Below are 22,899 nucleotides of genomic sequence, written 5' to 3'. Positions count from 1 at the left end.
CCCCAGCAAATCTGCCTAGTAACTGGCTGGCTACGTCCCTGTGCGCCCGGCCCGGATTTCTGTCCTGACTTCTCTCAGCCCATGTTTTTCCCTTTTGTACCTCCTGTCCGGCGGCTGCCGGCAGGTAGTGCCTGGCTACTCGTCGCCCTGCTGCTGGCGGGCCCAGCAAGCCAGGCACAACAGCGCCCGGTTCATCCGGCCGCCGGCCGGCCACTTTCCCTGAACGAAGCCCTGGATCTGGCCCGCACCCAGGCCCCGCACCTGCAAGCTAAAGCCTACCAGGTGCAGGCCGCCGAGGCCGATATTGCCCAGACCAAAACCCAGCGCCTGCCCTCCGTGCGCTTGAGCGGGCAGGTGAGCTACGGCTCTACCAACGCCGTGGCCGGCACCATGCTGCCCGTGGGCACTATCATTCCCAGCAGCGGCTCACTAAGCGGGGTCAATTCCTACAACGCCGTGTTCGGTAGCATGGGCACGGCCCTCATGGAGTGGAGCCCGGTCACCTTTGGGCAGTACCCGGCCCAGCGGGCCCGCGCCGAAGCGGCCCGCGACTACGCCCAGGCCGACGCCGACAACGAGCTGTTCACCCAGCAGCTGCGCGTGGCCCAGACCTACCTCGACTTGCTGGCTACGCAAAGCCTGCGCCAGGTGCGCGAGCAGGATGTGCGCCGGGTATCCATACTCAAAAAGACCATTACCCGGCTGGCGCTGCATGGTCTGCGCCCCGGCGTGGACAGCACCCTGGCCCGCGCGGCCGAGGCCCAGTCGAAGCTGGCCCTGGTAAGTGCCCAGGAACAGGAAGCCGACCGCCAGGCCCGCCTTTCCACGCTGCTGGGCCAGCCCGGTGCTACCTGGCAGCCCGATACGCTCTACAACCGAACCCTGCCGCCCGCGCTGGTGCCGCCCACGGCCACGCACCCCACGCTGGGCCTGCAGCAGCGGGCCGTGGACCTGGGCCAAGCCCGCGAAACGGTCATTCGCCGTCAGTACCGCCCCCGACTTTCCCTGCTGGGCGCCACCTGGGGTCGGGGCTCCGGCCTGGGCTCCAACGGCCAGACCGACTATGGACTGGCCGGGGCCGCGCCCACCCGCTTCAACTACGCCGTGGGCGTGGGCGTGGTGTTCGACCTGCTCGACTGGCCCCGCGTGCAGGCCCAGGCCAAGGCCGAAAACCTGCGCACCCAGGGTCTGCAAGCGGAATACCGGCAGCAGCAGCTGGAACTCAGCAACCAGGCCACTTTAGCTAACCAGCGCCTGCAGCTGGCCGCCGAGCGCGCCCGGCAGGCACCCTTGCAGCTTGCGGCCGCCCGCCAGGCGTACCGCCAGAAGCTGGCCCTGTACAACTCCGGATTGGCCACCGTGGTCGACGTGACGCAGGCCCTCTATGGGCTGCAGCAGGCCGAGCAGGACCAGGTGCTCACGGCCAACGCCGCCTGGCAGGCCGTGCTGCTGCAAACCGCCGCCGCCGGCGACTTCTCCTTCTTTTTCACCCCCGTAACGCCCTAGCCGCATGTACGAACTCATCCGGTCGGCCCTGCAGCGGCCCCTCACCGTGGTGGTGGCCATGCTGGCCATCCTCTTTTTCGCCTTCGCCGCCGTGCGCGACATTGCCGTGGATATCTTCCCCAGCATGGACGTGCCGGCCATCTACGTGGCCGAGCCCTACGGCGGGCTCTCGCCCGAGCAGCTGGACGGCTTCATGGCCAACCAGTTCCAGAATAACTTCCTGTTCGTGTCCGGGGTCAAGAAGATCGAAACCAAAAGCATTCAGGGCCTAACTCTGATCAAGCTCTCCTTTTACCCCGGCACCGACATGGCCCAGGCCGCGGCCGAGGTGGCTACTCAGGTCTCGCGGGCCACGGCGTTTATGCCGCTGGGCACGCTGCCCCCGCAGGTGGTGCGCTTCGATGCCAGCTCGCTGCCGGTGGGTCAGTTGGTGCTCGAAAGCGAGAAAAGCTCCCTGACCCAGCTCCAGGATCTGGCCGCCAGCCGCATCCGGCCCATGTTTACCACCATTCCGGGCGTCACCTCCACGGCCCCGTTCGGCGGCAACATCCGCACCATCGTGGTAAAGGCCGACCCGGCCAAGCTGCGCGGTTACCAGCTCACGCCCGACGACGTGGTGAAGGCCATCGTCAGCAGCAACCAGCCCTCGGCGGCCGGCAACGTGAAGATGGGCGACGTGGCCTACATGGCCCCGGTCAATTCGCTGATTGAACACCCCGCCGACTTTCTGGATGTGCCCCTGCGCACTGGCGCGGGCCCCGGCGTGTACCTGCGCGACGTAGCCTCGGTGGAAGACGCCGCCGACGTGACCACCGGCTACGCCGTCATCAACGGCAAGCGCGCCATTTATATGCCCGTCATCAAAAAGGCCGACGCCTCCACCCTCAAAGTGGTGCAGCAGGTCAAGGACAAGCTGCCCACCCTGCGGGCCCTGCTGCCCGAGGACGTGAAGCTCAGCTACGCCTTCGACCAAAGCACCTACGTGGCCAACTCGCTCAAAAGCCTCGTCACGGAGGGCGTCCTGGGCGCGGTGCTCACCGGCCTGATGGTGCTCTTATTTCTGCGCGACTGGCGCAGCGTGGTGATTGTGATAACCACCATTCCGCTCTCGGTCCTGTCGGCCGTGATTCTGCTCAAGCTCTTTGGCCAGACGCTTAATATCATGACGCTGTCGGGGCTGGCGCTGGCCATTGGCGTGCTGGTGGACGAGGCCACGGTGACGATTGAAAACATTCACCAGCACCTGGAGCGCGGCAAACCCAAGGCCCAAGCCATCTGGGACGCGGCCCGCGAAATTGCTCTACCCAAGCTGCTGATTCTGCTCTGCATCCTGGCCGTCTTTGCGCCCGCCCTCATCATGGAAGGCGTGCCGCGTGCCATGTTCCTGCCCCTGTCGCTGGCCGTGGGCTTTGCCATGGTGGCCTCGTTCCTGCTCTCGCAGACGCTGGTGCCGGTGATGGCCAACTGGCTGATGAAAGACCATGCGCCAGCTGCTGGCCACGACCACGACGAAGCGCCTGAAAAACCCGGCTTCTTCGCCCGCTTCCAGGCCGGCTACCAGCGCCTGCTCACGCGGACCCAGGGCCGGCAGAGCGGCGTGGTGCTGGGCTACTTGGCCTTGTCACTCGTGGTAGTAGGAGCGGGGTTTGCCGTCATCGGCACCGACATCTTTCCCCAAGCCAACAGCGGGCAGTTCCAGCTGCGGCTGCGCGAGAAGGTGGGCACCCGCCTGGAAAAATCCGAGCAGACGGTAGCGGCGGTGCAGGCCATTATCAACAAAGAAGTCGGCCCCGACAACGTGGAAATCAGCTCCACCTTCGTGGGCACCCAGCCGGCCAGCTTCGCCGTCAACTCGGTTTTCGTCTTCACCACCGGCCCCCACGAGGCCCTGATGCAGGTAGCCCTGAAAGAGGGCGTGCACGTGAACCTAAGCCAGCTTAAAGAGCGCCTGCGCCGGCGTATCCATGAAGCGAAGCCGGGCTTACAACTGAGCTTCGAACCGATTGAGCTGGTGGAAAAGGTGATGAGCGACGGCGCGCCCACGCCCATCCAGGTGAACGTGGGGGGCAAAAACCTGAAGGAAGCCGCCGGCCATGCCCGCAAGGTGCTGGCGCAGCTCCGGCAGATTCCCTACCTGCGCGACGTGCAGATTGCCCAGCCCCTGCAGTACCCGGCTTTGCGCATCGACGTGGACCGGGAACGGGCCGCCCAGTTTGGCCTCACCAGCCAGGAAATCACCCAGTCGGTGGTGGCGGCCACCTCGTCCTCGCGCTTTACGAGCAAAAACCTCTGGCTCGACCCCAAGTCCGGCCTGGGCTACCAGGTGCAGGTGCAGCTGCCCGAAGACCAGCTCACCCAGTTGCAGGATCTGGAGGCGCTGCCCGTCAAGGCCGGGCAGGCCCGCCCCACCATCGGGGAGGTGGCCACGGTGTCGGCGCGCATGATGCCCGGCCAGATTGACCGCCAAGGTCCTTACCGGCTGGTCAGCATCACGGCCAACGTGCAGGGCCGGGACCTGGGCACCGCCGCGCAAGCTGTGCGTAAGGCGCTCAAGCAAGTCGGCGAACCCCCGCGCGGGGTAGTAGCCAACCTGGTAGGCCAGCCCCAGCTGCTGGAAGACACCATGAGCAGCCTGCAGACCGGGCTGGGCATGGCTATCGTGGTCATTTTCCTGCTGCTGGCCGCTAACTTCCAGTCGTTCCGCCTCTCGCTGGTGGTGCTGTCGGTGGTGCCGGCCGTGGTGGCGGGTTCCCTGCTCATGCTGCTGGCCACCGGGGCCACGCTCAACCTGCAGTCCTACATGGGCATGATCATGAGCGTGGGCGTGTCGGTGGCCAATGCCATCCTGCTCATCACCAGCGCCGACCACCTGCGCCACGAGCACCGCGACGTGCCCCTGGCCGCCCGTTTGGCCGCCGATACCCGCATCCGGCCCATCCTGATGACCAGCATTGCCATGATTGCCGGCATGTTGCCCATGGCCTCGGGCCTGGGCGAGGGCGGCGACCAGATTGCCCCGCTGGGCCAGGCCGTCATCGGCGGGCTGATTGCCTCCACGCTGGCCTCGCTGCTGGTACTGCCCCACGTGTTCGGTTGGGCCATGCGCCGGGTGGGCTACGAGTCCGGCTCCCTGCTCCCCACCCGCACCCGGCAGGCTGCCTAATCTTCTCCTTCTTTTCCTACTGAGTCTCTCTCTATGAATGCCTTCCTGAAATTGATTGCCCGTTCACCCCGATATACTTCCCTGCTGGCGGCGGCTCTGCTGCTGAGCGGCGTGCTGGGCAGCTGCTCGTCCGGCGCTTCGGAACCCGCGGCCGAAAAACCCACGCCGGCTGCGCCGGCCACCGTAACTACCTTTCGGCTGACTAATGCCCCGGCCGTGCGCCGGCTGCGGTTGCCCGCTGAGCTCAAGCCTTACGAGCAGGTTGACCTCTTTCCCCGCGTGGGCGCTTTCGTGCAGCGGGTGCTGGTGGACCGCGGCTCACGGGTGACCAAAGGTCAGACCCTGGCTGTGCTCGAAGCCCCGGAACTGGCCGCCCAACTCTCCCGGGCCCGCTCGCGCTGGCAGGCCGCGCAGGCCAAGCTTTCCGGCACCCGGGCCAGCTACGAGCGCCTGCTGCGCACCAGCCAGGAGCCGGGCACCATCTCGCCCAATGACCTAGAGCGCGCCCGCGCCGAGATGCAGGCCGACCAAGCCAATGTGCAGGCTGCGCAGTCTGAGTTGCAGGCTAGCCGGGAGCTCAGCAACTACCTGGTAGTGCGCGCCCCCTTTAGCGGCACTATTACGGCCCGCAACGTGTCGGCCGGGGCCCTGGTGGGACCGGGCGGGGGCCAGCCGTCGGCACCCATGTTCTCGCTGGAAAACAGCCGCACCCTGCGCCTGGAAGTGGCCGTGCCCGAGGCCGCGGCCGGCCAGTGGCTGCAGCCCGGCGCTGCGGTGCCCTTCACGGTGCCGGCCTTTCCCGGCCAGACTTTCACCGGCGTGTTCCGCCGCAACGCCAGCCGCCTGAGCCAGACGGTGCGCTCGGAGCTGGTGGAGATGGACGTGCCCAACCCCGACGGCCGCCTGAAAGCGGGCATGTACGCCCAAGTATTGGTGGCGCTGCCCACCGATGCGAAAGCCGTAGCGGTGCCGACCTCGGCCGTGTTTGCCACACCGGACGCGCCCAAGCAGGCCCAGGTGGTGCGCGTACGGCAGGACCGGGCCCAGTGGGTGCCCGTGCGCAAGGGCCAGCTGTTGAGCCGCGACACGGTGGTGGTGTTCGGCCCACTGGCGCCCGGCGATGAACTGGTGCGGGAAGCCGCGGAGCAGGTGGCCGATGGGCAGCCCGTCACGGTTGCCAAGGGCAAGCCCGCCGGAGTCTGATATATGAACGTTTTTTCATTTGTTTGCTGTTGTTGACGTAAATCCCCTGACCATGAATCGTAAAAATCTGCTCCAGTGGCTGCCCCTGGCCCTGTTTGCCCTCGTATTGTTCACCCCATTGCGCACGCCGGTGCTGGGTGGCATTCAGCGCGGCCTGCTGGCCACGGGCCTGTGGAAAGCGGACGTGCCAGCCCCAGCGGCGGCCCCCGTTGCCACGCCCGTTTCATCCACTAGCGGTAGCGTTTATCCCCATAATTTGCCGCTACTGACCCTCGACGGCAAGCACGTCAACCTAAGTGACTTGAAAGGCAAAGTGGTGTTTGTGAACCTGTGGGCCAGTTGGTGTCCACCCTGCGTGGCCGAAATGCCCGGCATTCACGCCCTCTACAAGAAGATGGACCCCAAGAAGGTGGCTTTCGTGATGATTTCGCTCGACGAGAACCCCGCCAAGGCCCAGGCCATGCTCAAGCGCCAGGGCTACACCTTCCCGGTGTACTTTCCCGCCGGCCCCCTCGTACCGCCATTTGATTCTAACTCGATTCCTTCCACAGTCATCCTGGACCCGGACGGCCAAGTAGCCGCTCGCCACGACGGCATGGCCGAGTACGACACGCCGGAGTTCAAGGCTGCGCTGGATAACCTAGCCGCCGGCAGCCACAAGTAAGCAATCCTAGGTGCCGGCCCAGGGGGCCCTGGGCCGGCACCTAATCTTCGTCGTGTTCGGCTTCGGCGGGCTGCACGAAGCCGGGGCGGGCTTCGGGGTGCATGATCTGGCCGCCCAAGTTACCGGTGCGAGCCAGCAAGCCGAAGCTGACTATTGCCCCGGCCAGCGTGAGGTAGGTAAACAGCGGGGCGCGGGCGGCGGTGCGGCGCCGAGCCAGTAGGCTGACTAGGGCCAGCGCGCCGGTGGCTTCCATTACCCAGAGGCTCAACTCGGCGGCTTCTTCGTGCTCATGAATCAGAGCGTGCGTTACGCCGGGGCGGTCTTCCACCACTTCCTCCGCGCCTTCTCCTGTGAGCTGGGTGGGAATGGTGAGCAGGGCCGCGACGACCAGCGCGACCAGGCCGGCGTTGATCAGCGTTTCCTGCCGCCGTACGACAGCCACCAGCAGCAGCAACAGGCCGAACAAACTGCCTAGGATGGGGGTGTGATTCAGCAGGAGGTGAAGGTGGGCACCATTCATAACAGAGGTTTGGGAGAAAAGGAGGGGAGCAGATACAGGTTGGATGTTTACGCGGGCGTGACGTTGAAGAAATGGCCGACCACGGCAGTAAGCCCCATGGCCAGTACGCCCCAGAACGTGACACGGGCGGCGGCTTTCAGCACGCTGGAGCCGCCCACGTAGGCCGCCAGCCCGCCTAGGGCCGCTAGAAATACCAGTGAAGTAATGGACACTGTCCAGGTCAGCTGCTGCACCGGCGACACCAGGATGACCAGTAGCGGCAGGGCCGCCCCTACCGTGAACGTGCCGGCCGAGGCCAGTGCGGCTTGCACGGGGTTCGCGGCGGCCGTTTCGGTGATGCCCAGCTCATCGCGGGCATGGGTGCCGAGCGCGTCGCGGGCCATGAGCTGCCTGGCCACTTCGTCCGCCAAGGATTGGGTCAGGCCCCGCTCCACGTAGATGGCGGCCAACTCGCGGTGTTCCGCCGCTGGGTCAGCGGCCAGTTCGGCCTTTTCCCGCGCCATGTCGGCCTGTTCGGTATCGGCCTGGGAGCTGACGGATACGTACTCGCCCGTGGCCATCGACATGGCCCCCGCCACCAGCCCGGCCACGCCCGCTACTAACACGGCCTCGCGCGAAGCGTTGGCGGCCGCGACGCCCACCACCAAGCTAGCGGTGGAGATGATGCCGTCGTTGGCCCCGAGCACGGCGGCGCGAAGCCAGCCAATGCGGTGGGTGCGGTGATTTTCGTCGTGGCGCATGCGGTAAGGGTGTTTAGGGAATAGGTTAATACGTTGGAATACTGCTCAACTGGTTATACGGCCGAGGTGCGGTGGCAGCTATAACCCAGGTTGTGCAGTAGTGCTACTGACTCGCGCACGCCGGCCTTCGCAGCTACTAAATCAGCGACGAGCCAGAAACGCGGCCACGCCCAATGCTACGGCCGCCGCCAGCCCAAACGGCAACGCCGGGCCACCCCACTGCCAGAGCAGGCCGGCGCTGGTGCTGGCGCCCAGTGCGGCCAGGCTGCTCAGACCCCCCAGTGTACCCAGTGCAGCGCCGGTATCAGCCGGCGCGCAGAGTGTGCTGACCCAGGCCTTGCTCACGCCCTCAGTGGCGGCCGCATAGAGGCCGTAGAGGGCAAAGAACCCGGCAAAGACCCAAGGTCCTTGCGCCAGGGCTACCCCGCCATATACCACCGCGAAGATTAGTAGGCCCCCCACCAGCAGGCGGCGCGGGCCGAGGCGGTCGGCCAGGTGCCCCAGGGGCCAGGCGCTGAGCACGTAGGTAAAGTTATAGAGTACGTAGAGGCCGATGACGCCGGTAGCCGATACCCCACGCTGGCGGGCCAACAGCAGCAGGAAGGCATCGGCGCTGTTGAAGAGGGCAAACACAAGTAGGGACCCTACCACCCGACGGTAGGCGGGCGGGGCCTGTCGCCAGTAGCGAAACGAGGCCCAAAAGGGCATCACCGGCCGGCCGGAAGGCACGGCCCGCCGTTCCCGAAGCGCGAAGGTGATACCAACGGCCAGCGCGCCTGGCAGAAAAGCCCACAAAAACAGCGGGCGGTACTGACCGGGGTGCGCGGCCAGCCAGGCCAGCGCGGCCAGGGGACCGAATACGGCCCCGAGCGTATCCATTGAGCGGTGGAACCCGAAGACCTTACCCCGGTCGGCAGGTGTGGTTTCGTCGGAGAGCAGCGCGTCGCGGGCGCCCGTGCGCAAGCCCTTGCCCAGGCGGTCGAGGGTGCGGGCCAGCAATACCCAAAGGGGAGTGGCCAGCACCGACAACATCGGCTTGGAGAAGGCACTCAACCCGTAACCCCACTGCACGAAGGGCACGCGGCGGCCCAGCCGGTCGCTCCACTGGCCGAAGTAGCCCTTGCTCAGGCCGGCCACGGCTTCGGCCAGTCCTTCAAGCAGACCGATGAAAAATACGGAGAAGCCAATGGACTGCAGATACAGCGGCATCACCGGGTAGAGCATCTCGCTGGCCAGATCGGTGAAGAGGCTAATGAGCGAGAGCAGCCAAACGGCGCGGGTAAGGTAAGTCATCGGCGTGGGTTACGAATGCAATAGTAACAAAAGGGAAAAAGCCAATCATTGTGCCATAAATAAGCTAAAAAAGCATTAATAAATAAGCTAAAAAAGCAACAATAAGAGGTGTATTTGCGTTTAATAAGTATAAGCAACGCACCTAAAACAGCTTGATAATCATGGTGTCAACGCCCATTTCCCCTGCTTGTGCGCTCCTGGTTTCCTCAGCCCGTCGGAACCTGCGCGAAGTGCTCAACCATCCCGCCTTTAGCCCGGAGCGCCGCCAGAAGGCCGAGCCGCTGATCAGTGCCTGCACCGATGCGGCCCAACTGCTGCGCTGGAAGCTGCTGGCCCTGCAGGAAAGCGAAGCCTGGGAAGATGCCCAATTGGCCCGCGAGGCCCAGGAGCTAGGCCCGGCTGCTCATCCTGATTACCTCTACTAACGCTTTTCTCACCATTTACCCCGCCTTTGGTTTATGAAAAATGCCCCCGCTGCCGCCCCCCGCGCCGATGTGTATGATATCATCACCAACCGGATTATCCTGGCTTTAGAATGCGGCGTAGCCCCGTGGAAACAGTCGTGGAACGCTGCCCACGGCGCGCCCCGCAACTACCGCAGCAAGCACGTGTATCAGGGCATCAACGCCCTGCTGCTGGCCATGCTCCAGCACGAGCAGCCCTATTACCTGACCTACAACCAGGCCCGCGAGCTGGGCGGCCAGGTGCGCAAGGGCGAAAAAGGAATGCCCGTGGTGTTCTTCAAGGTATCGAAGAAAGAGGATGCGCAGGGCAAAGAAAAGAAGGTGGCCATTCTGCAGTATTCCACCGTGTTCAACATTGCCCAGATTGACGGCGTGGAGTGGAAGCTGCCCGAGCCGGTGCAGCGCGAACATACCCCCCAGCAGGCCGCCGAGCAGATTGTGGCCGGCTACGCCGGTGGCCCCCGCATCTGTTACGCCGGCAGTGAGCCCCACTACCGCACCAGCACCGACACCGTGACTGTACCCGAGCCAGCGAACTTCCACACGTCCGAGGATTTTTATACTACCCTGTTTCACGAGTTGGCCCATTCCACCGGCCACGCCAAGCGTCTCGACCGGGCCACGCTCACGGAAAAGGCCGCTTTCGGTAGCGAAACCTACGCCAAGGAAGAACTAGTGGCCGAGTTGGGCGCCGCCTTCCTCAGCAACGCCGCCGGCCTGAATCTGGCCGTGACCGAGCCCAGCACCGCCGCCTACCTGGCCAACTGGCTGCAGGCCCTGCGCAATGATAAGCGCCTGATTATTTCCGCCGCCAGCCAGGCTCAGAAGGCTGCTAACCACATTCTGGGCATTGTGCCCAGCTACGAGGCCGACAGCGCCGAAGCCCTGCCCGAAGCGGCCTAGTGGGGGAGAGGGTACCGGCTGGCAACCGTCAGCCGGTGCCCCGGCGCGCCAACAAAAGGAAAACACCCAGCCCCGAAGCCAGCGGCCCCAAGCTCCGCTGTTTCATCAGTCACCACTTACTGCCTCATCATGTCCAGTTCTTCCGCTTCCGTCGTCCGTCAGCCTACCCTTAGCCCTACCGCCTGGATAGGGGAGCCGCAAGCCTGCCCGGCGTGGGTAGGGTTTCCCCGCCTGGCGGGCTTCCCGGCCGTGCTGCAGTGGTCCGGCCGCGGCCAGGTGCCAGCCATCGGTGACCGTATGCACATCTACCTGAACAGCTTCGGGCCGGCCGAGGTCAAAGCCTACTTTCATGCCGAGGGCTTTCTGGGCGTGGTGTGCGCCCCCGAGGTACTACCTGCCTGGTTTCAGCGGCAGTGCCCCGGCGTCACGCTGGGCCACTGCTTCGGCCGGGAGTTGGAGCCCTACCAGCCCGCGCCGGCGCCGGTCGTTGGCAGCCCCGAAGACTGGATACCCGACTATCCGCCGCAGGATGAAGAGTAGGCTGGGGCTAAGTGCCGCCCTCGGGCGGCACCGACCAGACGCTCCGGGCCAGGAGTATGGCTTTTTCCCTTTTGTTGCCATTGCGACGAGCCAGCGCGTGGCCCAAGCCACTTAACGTAGGCCCACCATCTTGAGAAACAGCCCACCTGGGTTCTTGTCGGCCTTCACTTTACCGGTTTTGTGCTTGTAGCAAAAAGAAAAGAGAGCATTTAGCTTCTTGGCGTCCCCGAGAATCTGGCTGACCAGCTTGGGGTCCCGGATTTCCAGCTCCTCCAGGTTCAGCAGGGCCCGGCGCTGCTTTTCTTCTTCAGCGCCGTCCTCGAAGGGAATCGGCAGCTGCTGGGGCACCTGGCCGTTGACGAAGAAGCGGATGCTGTGGAAGGAGCGGCCCTTCTTGATCAACTCGTAGTTGATGCGCAAGTCGGTGTGCTCGTTGATTTGGGTGGTGGCCACGTCGAGCACGTACTTCTGCAGGGCCGAAATCTTCTCGTACTGCTCCGGCTCGTGGCCCTTTGGGTCCTTGAGCGAGAGCATGATCTTAAACTCGTCAAGCGTGAAGGTTTTCGTTTCCCCGATGTCCTTCCACTGCGAGGCAATCTGGTAGATGCGCTTGGCGTACTTGCTCGATAAACTGAAAACCGACTGCAGGCGGTAGGAGGTGAAGTTGTTTTTCAGGTCAATCAGGTAGCGCCGCATGCGCTCCGAAATTTCCAGCTCGATGATGCCCTCGCCCTTCACGTACAGCGCCGAGGCCAGCAAACCTACCTGCAGCACGTGCTTGTTGTCCTCAATTACGTACTCGCGGCTGCGCAGATTGGAGGTGGCCTCCAACAGGCGCTGGTAGTTCCAGGAGCGCCCCGTCATCTGCTCCAATTCCTTTACCCGGATGCGGTAGATAGTGCCTGGCTTGTCCTCCTTGCGCAGCACTGAGAGCAGCGAGAAGACAATATCCATCTCGACAGCGCTCATTTCGTAGCGCGCGGTGGTAATGGCGTTATGCTGCCGGATTTCTACCCCCGTGGAGGGGGTGCTGCCTGTAACGGGGGTACTCATGCTAGTGGGAATAGGTAGAGCGTATGATCAAAGATAAGGGAGTTACAGATATTAAAGTAAGCCTTCCCTAAAGCTCTATCCTTTCGCTTACAAAACCTATCCGTTGGACTTACCATCCCTATCCTTTCGCTTACCATTCCTATCCCTTCGCTTACAAAACCTATCCGTTTGACTTACCATCCCTATCCTTTCGCTTACCATTCCTATCCTTTAAATGGCATAAAAACCCGAAAAGTCAGTGACTTACGAGCTCTGCAAATAGAGTAAATACTTGACAAATAAAAAAAACTCACAAATTTGTTGATGACGTTCGAACGAAAGACTTTTAAAGGGTACAAAACGCTGGAACGGGACAAGAAAACAACAAAGGGGGGGAGTATAAGCTAGCATAAAAGCGTTGTACTATTTCAAGAAATTTTATACTTTTATTTACTTTATTAGCCTTCCAGGCAGGCTGAGGCGACTTACAAGATTACGACTCCCTTTTTTCTTAGGCTCCATTTACCTCTAAAAACCTGCCATGTCGAGCGGAGATTTGCCAAGTTTGTAAGCAGCTACCCGCACCACTGCTAAATCATCAGAAGTACCCTACACCCGAAAGGATAGAAATGATGAGCGGACGTGACCGACGCGGCCGAAAGGATAGAAATGGTAAGCCAGCGGGTATTGACTGATGGCTAAAGGATAGAAATGGTAAGCATTTACAGCGCCTGGAGGCTGTTTTTACTTTTTCGGAGGGTGATCTACGCAGCCCATCCCTGCAGAGTTAACTTACAAAACCTATCCTTTCCTTGACTGACCATATCACCCCGGCCCGATTTCCTAAACCGTTAGTCATAAGCGGTCCAAGGCTAGGAAGTTACCCTTTACAACTCGCCCAGCGGATAGCTGCTAAAAAGATTTTGGCCTTACTCAGCAGCCAGCAGAAAGCGCTATTGGATGACTTACCATTTCTATCCTTTTCACTAACCCGGAACTAACCGGCCGCTACTTCCACTGGCGTCAGCTGTGCCCACGAGGCCCATCCACCCGGTACTGAGTGACTGCCTTCGATGGCCACTCCAGCAAGACTAGCCAAACCACAGCTAAGAGCTGAGCCACTTTTAATAAGTGAATAACGAGGGGGAAAACCGGGAGACTGCCACTTTAAAGATGCAGTAAAAGCGCTTATAAATAAGCTAAAAAAGCAACTTTATTGACTATGCTGCTGTTTATTAATAACACCCCAATCCGTTCATAAACACCTGTCAGTCATGGATAAACCTACTCCTAATGATGGCCCTAAAATCGTTGAGGAAGCTTACATCATCCTGTTGCAGTTAGGAGGACGTCGGTTTCTCGCTATGACCGGGGCCAACCAACTACTGGCTGCCGGTCGCACGGCCGCCAACCCCAACCCCTGGCTGCGCATGAATCTGCGCCGCAATGAGGCCGGCGTGAATCGGCTGAAGATTACGCTGATGCCCACCGATACCTACACGGTCGAGTTCTACCACCAGCAGTTGGTCGACTGTGAGGCAGTTATTACTCGCAAGCAAACCTTCGACTTAGTGTATGGGGAGGACCTGCCGGGCCTGTTCACGTCGGTGACCGGCTATGATACCCACCTGTAATGGCCAAGTCAATGAAAGCCACCGAAGCCCCCACCATGTGCCATCCGGACTGGAACAGGTTCCGCAGCCGGGTAATTGCCGCCGTGACCGACGTGGAAGCCCAGATGCAGCAGCTGGGCAAGAGTCTGAACTACGAGGGTCTGACCTGCGAGGTAGCCCTGCGGCTCGGGCTGGCGATTGACACGCCGGACGATTTTGCCGTGCTCGAAAAGCTGGTGCGGGCCGTTCGCCCCATTGCCCAGGATGCTCTGCGCTGCACCCGGGAGGAGCAGGGCGGACAATTCGCCTTGCTGTTGTTGTAGCGGGACCAGCCGTAGAACTGGTATGCTGCTACCGAATTGGTCGTGAATTACGCCGGGCCGTAATAATGCCAATTTAGCAACCTTTTTTTACGGCATGAAAACTCCGAAGTCAACCCCGCCCAGCGTGCACGTGCATCCGTTGGAGCGCGAGCAGCTGCCCGTTGCCCCCGTTGCCTGTAGCTCACTGGCCGAGCTGATTCACTCGCTGGGTACCCGCAAAGAAGTAGCCGAAGCCTGGAAAGTAGTGCCGCGTACCTTGGCCTTGCGGATGCAGAAGCCCGAAACCGCTACCCTGGAGGAGCTGCAACGCCTGGCCGTGCTCGCCCGCCTCGACCTGCCCACGGTGTTTGAGCTGGCCTACTACCAAATGCAGCACCCCGTGGCCGTGCCGGCGCCGCAGCTGGGGCGCCCCAAGCAGCAGCATTAGGTTGCGGCCTGGCCCATAGAGGCACTTGCGGCGGGTGTCCGCGGAACCGTTCGCGTAGTCGTGGTGCATTTCGCGGCTAACTTTTTACCATTCGTCCTTTTTTCGCCCTGGGCCTGCCCGCAGCTGATAGCTTCGCAGTGTCCACCTGGTCGCGAAGGCACCAGAAATTGTAGACCGTCGGTCGGGTTTGGGTGCTGCACGAGCTGCTGCGGTGCCTACCCTGACCCACCTAATCCTGAACCCGCATGGAAGTTGAATGCCCGGTAGTAGCCCCGCTGCCCTTCCCCGACTTACAGCTGACCGTGTCCTATGCTGAAGCGCTTTGCTACGCGCAGGGGCGGTTGAAAATGCTGGGCAACGGGGGCTTGAAGCCCTTTTGCGCGGCGCATCAGCTTACGTACCCCAACATCATCAACCTGAAAAACGGCAAGCTCAAACGCGAGGAACCGCGCCTGCTCCAACGGCTGCTGGGTTGCCTGGCGGTACCCACCGAGCTGTTGCACTATCCGCTGGCCAGCAAGACACCGTGCTTTCTGCTGCCGGATGCCGAGGCCCTGGCCACGTTCCGCGACCAGCTACAGTTTCTGACCGCTCAGCAGTAGATCTAGCGGCTGGTTTCTTTCCCTTTTGTGGCCAATCACTCAAGTCAAAAAGCGCTTCCTGACAATCACAGGAGCCTTTTAGCAGGTAAATATGTTGTCATACTGAACCATTAGACTGAACCGATGACTCATCCCATCACCTTTTCCGAGCGGGAGGCTACCCCCGCTCAGCGGCAGGAACTCATCGATAAAGCCCGCGCCTGGAGTGTTGCGCAGGGGGCCGTACCCGGCCCGGCCGCCGAGGCAATGTACGCCCGGTACGTGGCCGGCGAGCTGACGCTGCAGGGCGTCACCGATGAGTTGAAAAGCTTTTACGCTAGTCAGGCGGAAGGCCCGCAAGATGCACCCGCCGCCCAGCCGCCTGCGGACATGCGCCCGGAGCAGCCGCTGCTGGACTAACGCCCCCGCGCTTTACAGCCCGTCTGGCCATCGGTCAGACGGGTTTTTTATCACGCAACCCTCTTGCCGTGGCTATTCAGGATGGATTTTACGACTCTACCCACCAGGTCATCTACAATCGGTTGGGAATAACCAATCAGGACCAGTTGCGCGAAGCGGAAGGAGCCTTGTCCATTCCCGCCCTGCTGCGCATCGTGGTAGGTGCCGTTGACCTACCGGGCCAGTTCGACGCCGCGCACCTCAAACGTATCCATCGGGAGCTGTTTCAGGACGTGTATCAGTGGGCGGGCCAGACGCGTGCCCAGGGACCAGACGGGCCGTTCCAAGGGCAGAAGCCGGCCTATGTGCTCAACCCCCGGGGTGATACAATGCGTTACGCCCCTTACCAGCAACTCGACCAGCGCCTGGATGCCATCGGCGCCCAGCTGCAGTTGGAAAACTATCTGCGCGGCTTGGCACCGGAGCAGTTTGCCCGGCGGGCGGCTTACTATTTCGACCAGTACAACCACGCGCACGCTTTTCGGGAAGGCAATGGGCGCACCATCCAGAGCGTGATGACTTTGCTGGGACGGCAGGCAGGTTACCAGGTCGAACTGAGCCCGGCGGCGGCCGCGCAACTCAACAACGCCCGCGACCTGGCCATCATCCGACCTTATGGGCCGGCCCAGCTGGATAAGAATCTGGAGCCGCTGGCGCTACTGCTGCGCACGGCCACCACGCCCCTAGCCGGCGCACAGGCCGTCCAGCTGCGCGATGTTAGCCAGGCCCGAACCTTAGCTGGCCCCACGCCCGACATGCAGCGCATGGAAGCACAGCGGGTGATGCAGAACAGCGCCTATGTCATCGGCGAGGCCTTACGGGATATTGACCGGGGCGATACTACCAGGGGAAACCAACTATTGCAGCAAATGACGCTGGTGCTGCATGAGCCGACTACGGCTGGCCAACACAGTCACGGTATTCAGCAAGCTGCATTGGAAGTGTCTAAGCACCCGGTGCTGCGGCATGAAGCACCGCTAATGCAACAGGCCATAGCTCTGGCCCAAAGCGTGCAGCAGTTGGTGCAGCTCGAACAGCTCACGCAAGCAAATTCCCACAAACCGACCATTCAGGTAGCACCTAAACGCCGGGCGCCGAAGCTGTAGAGGGGCCAGCTACCTATTTGACAAGCATGCTCCGTTCGTGGCGGAACAGTTTGCAGAGTACAGGGCTGTGCGCTACTCCCAGTCCCAGCGTTTACGGTTGATAACGGGCAGATCTTCTTTGAAGGCGCAGCGCTTGCAGTAAGTGGGGTCGCACTAGAGTAGGAACAGAAATTCCCGCTAAGCTGCCCTGCCTTCCAGCCTACAGCCGCACCACGGCGAGCAGCCCCGTGGCCCCACCAACAGCCCCGGCACCAACACGCGCCGGGTGGCCGACCGCCCGGCCCATTGCGCCACGCGCCGGAGCAGCGACGGCCGGGGCTCTGCCTCCAGGCGCAGACCCACGGAATCAGGTGGAGCAGGTGAATACAGCACCTGCCCCGCGCCGGGCACCGGCGTCAGCAGGCAGATGGCCCCGCCGACAGCGGGCCAGCAAAGACGAACAGGGAGCATAAAGTGGGGGGGGCAACCCCGGAAGATACATAAGGTAGTGGCACCGTTAGCCTACGCAAGTTGCGTTGTGCATCCGGTCCCTGCGTAGCGCATCCTCAAAAAGGGCCCCGCGCATTCCGGTTAGAAACCTCCGGCCTGGGTGTAGAGGATCCAGGCACCGACCGCCGCGTAGAAGCCTAGTCGGAGCAGTTTTCGGGTTGGGGTATGATGCACACACATACCCGCTCAACCACAAAGACAGCGGGCGTAGTTTCCTCCGTGTGCATAACCGCACGCAAGGTATCGCCGGGAAGGTGCTGAAGCCGCTGGACAGGGCTGCTAAAAGGCCACGCGCCCCGGGGCGGGTTGCACGGGCAACACCGCCACCGGGGCGCGATACGGGGTGCGGCAGTAACTACGAAGCTGCGGCTTCCCCCTGTTCATGTGTATGGAGGGGTTCTCGGTGGCCATGCTCGTGGGAATGGTGCAAGGCCGCTTCTTCCGCATGTTTAAGCGCATGCCCCGCAAAGCCGTAGGCTGTATAGCCGTGGTGAGCCGCCTGCTCGTGGTTGCCTTGCTGCAGGTGCTGCTGAGCAGCGCGGTGCTGCTGGGCAGCGTGCTCGAAGTAGTGAGCGGCCCTTTCGTGGGCCTCGATGATTTTCTGGTGTTCTTCGGGATGGTCAGCCATGGGTAGTAGAACTCAGGGGTGGATAGATGTGCTGTGCTTACGCGGCTACAAGCGAAATGGTTAAGGCTCCTAGCGAGCGACTCCTCTTAGTGAAACACCACTGGCGCGTACATCGGATTTATCGGCCGGCAGGAACGGGGTCCAGAATAAGCGCATCATAGTTGCCAACGCTATCCTGAGCGTAGAGCGTAAGCCGCTCCAGTTGTGCCCGCCTTGACAACCCCTGGCCCTGGTCGTTACGCAGACTGTCCAAGGAAAGCCGCCGGTGGGCGCCCGGGGCAAGGGTGCCCAACGCGGCCGCAAAGGCATCATTTACTTCCACTTGCGCGTGGTAGTACGTCGCGCGGGTGGGGTTATGGATCCGGATGGCTGTGCTGTCGAAGGCAACCTGCAAGCGGAGGGTCAGGCTATGCGAGCCCAGGTTGCCACAGCCGGGCAGCAGCAGCGCGGCTGCCATACAAGCTGCCAGACCGGCCAGGCCGATGAACCGATCAAAGGACAGATACCTTTTCATGCCGTATGAACTGAAAATGAGCAGTGCCCCGGCTAGTAGACGAAGGGGAACCGGAGCTAGGAGAACACCCGGGAAGGGGCGCGAAGCCGCCCGGGTAACGTTAATAATAGAGGCCATGGCCATGCCAGCCCCGCCGGGCGTTCCATTCCAACGCCGGGGCGGGCAGGTGCACGAGGCTGGCCACGTTGAACACGCGTCGTAGCACCTGGGAGCGTGTGGGCACCCGACGCAGGTCCACGTCCACCGACAGGTAATACTGGCGGTAGGCGCGCAGTCCGGCCGCCTGGTTGCGGGCCGGGTCGTTGTAGAGTAGCTGTTCGGCCCCGTAGCCGACTGCCGGCTGGAGCCAGCGCGGCCAGCGGCTGTCGGCCGGCAGCCACGCGCCCACGTCGGCACACACCCAATAGGTCTGGCCGTTGTAGTCCTTGAGCAAGCGCTCGGGCAGGTTACGGCCTAGTACGTCGGGGCGCAGAGCGGCGTAGGGGCTGCGGTGAAACGATACCTTGGGCATCAGCCGCACCTCGCCCCAGGCCAGCTGCTGGGTCAGCAGGCCCACCGACCCGGCCAGGTTGGCCGCCAGGTCGCCGGGCGAGGCGCCGTAGGCGGGAGAGCGGCCGTCCAGCAGCTCAATCGGGCTTTGCAGCAGAAATCCCACGAAGCCCCCGTACCAGCGGGAGCGGCGCTTGGCCAGCCCAGCCCAGCCCAGCAGGTCAACCGCGGCGCGGCTTTCGTGAAACGCGGTCCAGAAGTGGCCGGCTTTGTCCAGCTGCTTCCATTCGGGCCAGTCGTTAAACCAATGCAGCGGAACCCGCTCCCCGGTATACCAGCTTCGGCTCAGCAGGTACAGCCCCGTGGGATAGACCACTGCCACGCCGCCGGCCAGCACCGGCAACCGAGCGGCGTGACGACTGGAGTCGGCCAGACTGGGGACGTACTCGTTCTTTGGTCGGGGCACTTGGGCAGCGGCGGGGGCGGGCCATAGCAGGGCCGCGCTTAGCCAGGCCACGCTCAACAGGGGCCCACCTGCGGCCCGCCGCCACTCCGCCCTGCGGGGTAGGCGGGCAGTCAGGTTACAGCAGTACATCCTCCACGGGCTGCACGGGCACGGGCACCTGCTGTTCGCCCAGCATCTGGCGCAGGTCAATCTCGATGGTGCGACAGAGCGCCGTCATGGGCACGTCGTTCATGCGGTTCTCAAACGGATCCTCACTGATGTGGCCCACCAATTCCATGGTCACAAACACCCAGGACACCAGCACCGAGAACGGAATCGTCATCCAGTACTGCCCGTGGCCCAGCTTCTCGAACTCGGCCAGCAAGCCCAGGGGCAGCAGGGCAATAAAGAGCCAGACGAACGCAGCGCTGGAAAAGGCATACTGCCGGGGAAACGGGGTGTTCTTAATACGCTCGCAGCCACCCTGCAGATTGGTGAGCTCCCGCAGGTCTTCGGTAAGGGTGCGCTGCTGCAACTCGGTGTAGAGACCGGCTGCCTGGCGCAAGTCATGGGTCTGCCGCAGTAACAACTGGGCCGGCCGATTGGCTACTGCCCGCAAGTACACGGACTCGTCCGGGCCCAGGAAAGGGGCCACCTCCGCCTCCCACCGCTCAGGCTGGCGGCGCAGGTGCAGGCGCAGGGCATTCACCCAGGCCAGGTGCCGGTAGATCAGCCGCTGCTGTGCGGCCACTTGCGCCGGCGTCAGGGCCGGCCCCAATGGGTCGGTATTGCCCAGTACCAGCATCGCCCAGCTGCGGCTGCGGTTCACGATACCGCCCCACAGCTGGCGGGCCTCGGAAAACCGATTATAGGAGCTGCTGTTCTTGAAGCCCACGTAAAAGGAGACGGCCACGCCGAGGATGCTGATGAGCTGCCAGGGAATGTCCAGCCAGCGTACCTGCAGCGGCCCGTGCAATACGGCCAGCAGGGTATCGTAGCCAAGAAAAATCAGCACGTCTTTCCAGGAATAGGCCCAGATAACACGCCAGTGAATGTGCTTACGGATATACATGCGGTAACAGCGGGGTAAAACAACGAAGGATCATCAGGCCGTGAGCAAGCCACTGGCCGGAGAACTGGACGGCCCGCCGCCTCAGAGCAGTCCGGCCAGCAGGTTGATGGCCAGCGCCACGATGCTGGTATTGAAAGCAAAGGCCAACAGGCCGTGCAGCATCACCAGCCGCCGCAGACGGGCCGAGGACACGGCCACGTCGGCGGTCTGGGCGGTCATGCCCACGATGCAGGCGAAGTAGGCAAAGTCCCAGTACGAGGTGGGCGGCTCCCCGGGAAACTCCAGTCCCCCCAGCGTATCCGGCGGGTCGGTCGCGGGGTTTTCGCTGAAGTAGGCGTGGGCGTAGCGCAGAGCAAACACGGTGTGCACCAGCAGCCAGGCCCCGACCACTGCCCCGGCGGACAACCCCACATGGTAGCTCACTTCGGGCCCGCGCATGGAAGCCAGCCCCGAAAGCAGCACCACCACGGCCAGCAGCGCGGCACTGCTGCCGGCCAGCACGGCCACGAAGGTCCAGGTCCGGCCGGGATCCTGCCGGGTGGCGACGCGCCGGATATGGGCCGCGTCGGCCCGGTACATGGCGGCCCACAGCAAACTCAGAATGCCGGAGCAAAACACGTCCCAGGCGGCCACCAGGCGCGTGGCCGCCTGCAAGGAAAACGGCAGCAGCAGCAGCCAGCTCAGGCCGCCCAGGCCGGCGGCTACGAGCAGGCGCTGCCGGGCCGAGAGGTGACGCAGATGGGCCAGCAGGTGCCGGGGGGAAAGCAGGCGTAAAACAGGCATAGGTCCGAGTAAACAATGGCCACTTGGTATGTTAGGGATGCCTCCGCCCAGGGCTGGCAGCCAGCGGGCTTAGCAAGCGGGCTATTTCTCGTAGACGGAAATCCTGCCCGTAACGCAATTGCAGCTGTGCCAAACGGGTGAGGCTCGTTTGGTACACGCGCCATGCGGCCGCCAGTTGAGCGGCAGAATCTGCCTTGGAAGCAGGAAGTGCCGCGCAAGCGTGCGCCAAATCGCGGCGTAGCAATGCGGTGGCGCGGGCAAACGGTGTAGCCGGATCCAGGCGGTGATTGGTGTGAAGATGATGCTGGCGGGAAACAATGGCTTCCAATTCGGGGAGTAGATGCTCCTGGCCGGGGCGCACCCGCCGGGCCAGGGCCCGTAGGGAATCGGAAGCGCTCCGCTCCACCGTCAGGTTGGCCAGATCCAGGCCGGCGTGGGTGTATTCCAGCGCCAGGTGGGCAAAGTCATGGTCGGCCCGGCCGTTCAGCGAGAGGCCGTCCAGGCTCTCCTGCAACCGCTGCAGAATGCCGGTGGCGGTGGCGTGCTCCACGGGCGCGTCTACGTGGCCCGAGTCGGCCGGGGCCACGGCCGGGCGCGCGGGTTCCGCGTGCTGCTCGTTGCGGGGGTGACCGCAAAAGCCCAGCAGCAGGGCCCCGGCCCCCAGCAACAGGATGCGTACCCGGCGCAAAGGTGCTAAGAAAGCAGGCATGGCAAGAGGGGGCTAATAGTTGATGTGCACACCGTAGCTCTCGTCCCGGAGAACGTCTTTCCACTGGGCAATCAGGCGCTGGTAGGCCCGGCCCACGGGCCGTATCTTGCGGTCCAGGTCGTAGAGGCCCAGGGGGTTGACGCGGCCGTTATTCTCGCGCAGGGCCGTATCCCAATCCACCTGGTCGAGCAGGGAGTACCAGGTGAAGCCCACCAGGGGAATGCCGTCCTGCTTGAGGCGGTAGGCGTTGGCCCACTGCCGCCACAGCCAGTTCACGGCGTCGGGTTCCCAGAGATTGGTTTCCGTGTGCATCAGGGGCATGCGGTAGCGGTCAAAGTACTGCTTGGCAATGACGTAGTAGCCGAACACGTCCCCGGCCGGGTAGGTGCTGCCGTCCTCGCGCACCATACGCTCGTTGGTGCGGTAGTAGTCCGTACCCATGATGCACTTGGCCTTGATGTGCTGGTCGTCAAACCAGTGGTACTCGGCATCCGTCATGCCGTTTTTGAGCAGGAACTCGTACATGGCCACGCTCACGGGGTAGCCGTAGGTTAAATCGAGGCTCAGGAAGCGCTTCTGATTGAGAAAGTTGGCCAGGGGCCGCGCGGCGGGCGTTTCGGGGTGGAAGTACTCGGCCGACTCGCTTTGAATGAAGGTGGCTCCCGGCTGCACGGCCAGGATGGCCTGCATGGCCAGCACACCCGCCCGGCACACGTGCTTGAGGGCCGTCACAAAGGCCTGGTCGCTGGCCAGGCACTCGTTCCACCAGCCGTACTGGGCCGAAAACATGGTGGTGACAAAGATTTCGTTGATGGGGGTGTAGAACTGCAGGTCCGGGAACCGGGCGGCAAAGGCCCCGGCGTAGGCGGCGAAGTGCTCGGGAAAGGCCGGGTTCTGGAAGTTGCCCAGCCAGTCGGGCAGCCCGAAATGCAGCAGGTCCACCAGGGGCGTGATGCCCAACTCGCGCAGGGCGCCGAAGGTCTCGTCGGTAAAGGCCCAGTCATACTGGCTGGGGCCGGTATGCACCCGGTAGTAGGGCGGGCCGTAGCGCAGGAACTCAATGCCCATTTCCTTGACCAGGGCGAAGTCTTCGCGCCAGCGCTCGTAATGGCCGGTTTTCTCCAGCTCGTCCACCCGCTGCATCGTGCCGTCCGGCAGTTTGATAGTGGGGTAGCTGTTTTCGATGCCGGTGGCAAACATGAAGGCGCTCATGGGCTTGGGGATAAGTTTAAG

Annotated in this window: 25 protein-coding genes; 14 read left to right on the top strand and 11 right to left on the bottom strand. The window is 62.8% G+C overall.

Annotated elements, in window-relative coordinates:
- The first annotated feature begins 81 nt into the window (after window positions 1–81).
- The 4 genes from F1C16_RS21255 to F1C16_RS21240 are packed head-to-tail and all read left to right on the top strand — an operon-like array spanning window position 82 to window position 6,536.
- Complete coding sequence (locus F1C16_RS21255; RefSeq protein ID WP_185284574.1) at window positions 82–1,506, top strand: TolC family protein; 1,425 nt, start codon at window positions 82–84, stop codon at window positions 1,504–1,506.
- Window positions 1,507–1,510: 4 nt separating this feature from the next.
- The gene (locus F1C16_RS21250) at window positions 1,511–4,669 is read left to right on the top strand and encodes an efflux RND transporter permease subunit (RefSeq protein ID WP_084549019.1); all 3,159 of its coding nucleotides are present in this window, start codon (window positions 1,511–1,513) and stop codon (window positions 4,667–4,669) included.
- A 33-nt stretch (window positions 4,670–4,702) separates the two neighbouring features.
- On the top strand, window positions 4,703–5,872 hold the full coding sequence (locus tag F1C16_RS21245; protein ID WP_084549018.1) for an efflux RND transporter periplasmic adaptor subunit: 1,170 nt from the start codon (window positions 4,703–4,705) through the stop codon (window positions 5,870–5,872).
- Between the two features lie 52 nt (window positions 5,873–5,924).
- On the top strand, window positions 5,925–6,536 hold the full coding sequence (locus F1C16_RS21240) for a TlpA disulfide reductase family protein (protein ID WP_073285563.1): 612 nt from the start codon (window positions 5,925–5,927) through the stop codon (window positions 6,534–6,536).
- A gap of 40 nt (window positions 6,537–6,576) precedes the next feature.
- Here the strand turns inward: F1C16_RS21240 and F1C16_RS21235 are convergent, their stop codons facing one another.
- The 3 genes from F1C16_RS21235 to F1C16_RS21225 form a co-directional block, all read right to left on the bottom strand.
- A complete protein-coding gene (locus tag F1C16_RS21235) occupies window positions 6,577–7,056 on the bottom strand; it encodes a hypothetical protein (protein ID WP_073285561.1) in 480 nt (159 codons plus the stop codon).
- Window positions 7,057–7,103: 47 nt separating this feature from the next.
- Window positions 7,104–7,796 (bottom strand): VIT family protein, encoded by a 693-nt coding sequence (locus F1C16_RS21230; RefSeq protein WP_073285551.1) that lies wholly within the window; start codon window positions 7,794–7,796, stop codon window positions 7,104–7,106.
- Window positions 7,797–7,937: 141 nt separating this feature from the next.
- Window positions 7,938–9,089, bottom strand: a complete 1,152-nt coding sequence (locus tag F1C16_RS21225) for an MFS transporter (RefSeq protein ID WP_073285548.1) — start codon at window positions 9,087–9,089, stop codon at window positions 7,938–7,940.
- A gap of 161 nt (window positions 9,090–9,250) precedes the next feature.
- Here F1C16_RS21225 and F1C16_RS21220 point away from each other — a divergent pair, with 161 nt between their 5' ends.
- The 3 genes from F1C16_RS21220 to F1C16_RS21210 all read left to right on the top strand — a co-directional run bounded on the left by F1C16_RS21220 (window position 9,251) and on the right by F1C16_RS21210 (window position 10,996).
- Complete coding sequence (locus F1C16_RS21220) at window positions 9,251–9,514, top strand: hypothetical protein (protein WP_139252271.1); 264 nt, start codon at window positions 9,251–9,253, stop codon at window positions 9,512–9,514.
- 33 nt (window positions 9,515–9,547) lie between these two features.
- Window positions 9,548–10,456, top strand: a complete 909-nt coding sequence (locus tag F1C16_RS21215; protein WP_073285542.1) for an ArdC family protein — start codon at window positions 9,548–9,550, stop codon at window positions 10,454–10,456.
- A 129-nt stretch (window positions 10,457–10,585) separates the two neighbouring features.
- The gene (locus F1C16_RS21210; RefSeq protein WP_139252270.1) at window positions 10,586–10,996 is read left to right on the top strand and encodes a hypothetical protein; all 411 of its coding nucleotides are present in this window, start codon (window positions 10,586–10,588) and stop codon (window positions 10,994–10,996) included.
- A 111-nt stretch (window positions 10,997–11,107) separates the two neighbouring features.
- Here F1C16_RS21210 and F1C16_RS21205 read toward each other — a convergent pair whose 3' ends face one another.
- Entirely contained in the window at window positions 11,108–12,049 is a 942-nt protein-coding gene (locus tag F1C16_RS21205; protein WP_073285537.1) for a replication initiation protein, read from the bottom strand.
- Between the two features lie 1,253 nt (window positions 12,050–13,302).
- Between F1C16_RS21205 and F1C16_RS21200 the strand changes: the two genes are divergently transcribed.
- From F1C16_RS21200 to F1C16_RS21175, 6 genes are all read left to right on the top strand, one after another.
- Window positions 13,303–13,662: a hypothetical protein gene (locus F1C16_RS21200; RefSeq protein ID WP_185284573.1), complete on the top strand. Its 360-nt coding sequence runs from the start codon at window positions 13,303–13,305 to the stop codon at window positions 13,660–13,662.
- On the top strand, window positions 13,662–13,964 hold the full coding sequence (locus tag F1C16_RS21195) for a hypothetical protein (RefSeq protein ID WP_185284572.1): 303 nt from the start codon (window positions 13,662–13,664) through the stop codon (window positions 13,962–13,964). The genes F1C16_RS21200 and F1C16_RS21195 overlap by 1 nt, the downstream gene beginning before the upstream one ends.
- Window positions 13,965–14,058: 94 nt before the next feature.
- A complete protein-coding gene (locus tag F1C16_RS21190; RefSeq protein WP_185284571.1) occupies window positions 14,059–14,391 on the top strand; it encodes a hypothetical protein in 333 nt (110 codons plus the stop codon).
- Between the two features lie 245 nt (window positions 14,392–14,636).
- A complete protein-coding gene (locus F1C16_RS21185) occupies window positions 14,637–14,993 on the top strand; it encodes a hypothetical protein (protein WP_185284570.1) in 357 nt (118 codons plus the stop codon).
- A 123-nt stretch (window positions 14,994–15,116) separates the two neighbouring features.
- Window positions 15,117–15,392 (top strand): antitoxin VbhA family protein, encoded by a 276-nt coding sequence (locus tag F1C16_RS21180; protein ID WP_073285524.1) that lies wholly within the window; start codon window positions 15,117–15,119, stop codon window positions 15,390–15,392.
- A 68-nt stretch (window positions 15,393–15,460) separates the two neighbouring features.
- Entirely contained in the window at window positions 15,461–16,537 is a 1,077-nt protein-coding gene (locus tag F1C16_RS21175; protein ID WP_073285522.1) for a Fic family protein, read from the top strand.
- A gap of 177 nt (window positions 16,538–16,714) precedes the next feature.
- Here the strand turns inward: F1C16_RS21175 and F1C16_RS21170 are convergent, their stop codons facing one another.
- Window positions 16,715–16,987, bottom strand: coding sequence for a hypothetical protein (locus F1C16_RS21170; protein ID WP_185284569.1), 273 nt, complete (start codon window positions 16,985–16,987; stop codon window positions 16,715–16,717).
- Between the two features lie 427 nt (window positions 16,988–17,414).
- Here F1C16_RS21170 and F1C16_RS21165 point away from each other — a divergent pair, with 427 nt between their 5' ends.
- Window positions 17,415–17,660 carry a hypothetical protein gene (locus tag F1C16_RS21165; protein ID WP_170865256.1) on the top strand — a complete coding sequence of 82 codons (246 nt, stop codon included), beginning with the start codon at window positions 17,415–17,417 and terminating at the stop codon, window positions 17,658–17,660.
- Window positions 17,661–17,772: 112 nt separating this feature from the next.
- On the opposite strand, the gene F1C16_RS21160 is transcribed toward F1C16_RS21165, so the two are convergent.
- The 6 genes from F1C16_RS21160 to F1C16_RS21135 form a co-directional block, all read right to left on the bottom strand.
- A complete protein-coding gene (locus F1C16_RS21160) occupies window positions 17,773–18,168 on the bottom strand; it encodes a hypothetical protein (protein ID WP_185284568.1) in 396 nt (131 codons plus the stop codon).
- 100 nt (window positions 18,169–18,268) lie between these two features.
- Window positions 18,269–19,252 (bottom strand): DUF2279 domain-containing protein, encoded by a 984-nt coding sequence (locus tag F1C16_RS21155; protein ID WP_185284567.1) that lies wholly within the window; start codon window positions 19,250–19,252, stop codon window positions 18,269–18,271.
- Window positions 19,239–20,174 (bottom strand): bestrophin family protein, encoded by a 936-nt coding sequence (locus tag F1C16_RS21150; protein WP_185284566.1) that lies wholly within the window; start codon window positions 20,172–20,174, stop codon window positions 19,239–19,241. Before F1C16_RS21150 ends, F1C16_RS21155 begins: the two co-directional genes overlap by 14 nt.
- Before the next feature lie 81 nt (window positions 20,175–20,255).
- A complete protein-coding gene (locus tag F1C16_RS21145) occupies window positions 20,256–20,957 on the bottom strand; it encodes a DUF1345 domain-containing protein (protein WP_135436991.1) in 702 nt (233 codons plus the stop codon).
- A gap of 31 nt (window positions 20,958–20,988) precedes the next feature.
- Entirely contained in the window at window positions 20,989–21,666 is a 678-nt protein-coding gene (locus tag F1C16_RS21140; RefSeq protein WP_135436990.1) for a hypothetical protein, read from the bottom strand.
- A 12-nt stretch (window positions 21,667–21,678) separates the two neighbouring features.
- Complete coding sequence (locus F1C16_RS21135) at window positions 21,679–22,878, bottom strand: family 1 glycosylhydrolase (protein ID WP_185284565.1); 1,200 nt, start codon at window positions 22,876–22,878, stop codon at window positions 21,679–21,681.
- Between the last annotated feature and the right edge of the window lie 21 nt (window positions 22,879–22,899).

Source organism: Hymenobacter sp. NBH84 (assembly GCF_014217645.1).
Lineage (GTDB): Bacteria > Bacteroidota > Bacteroidia > Cytophagales > Hymenobacteraceae > Hymenobacter > Hymenobacter profundi.
This window is presented reverse-complemented; position numbering and strand designations above follow the sequence as displayed.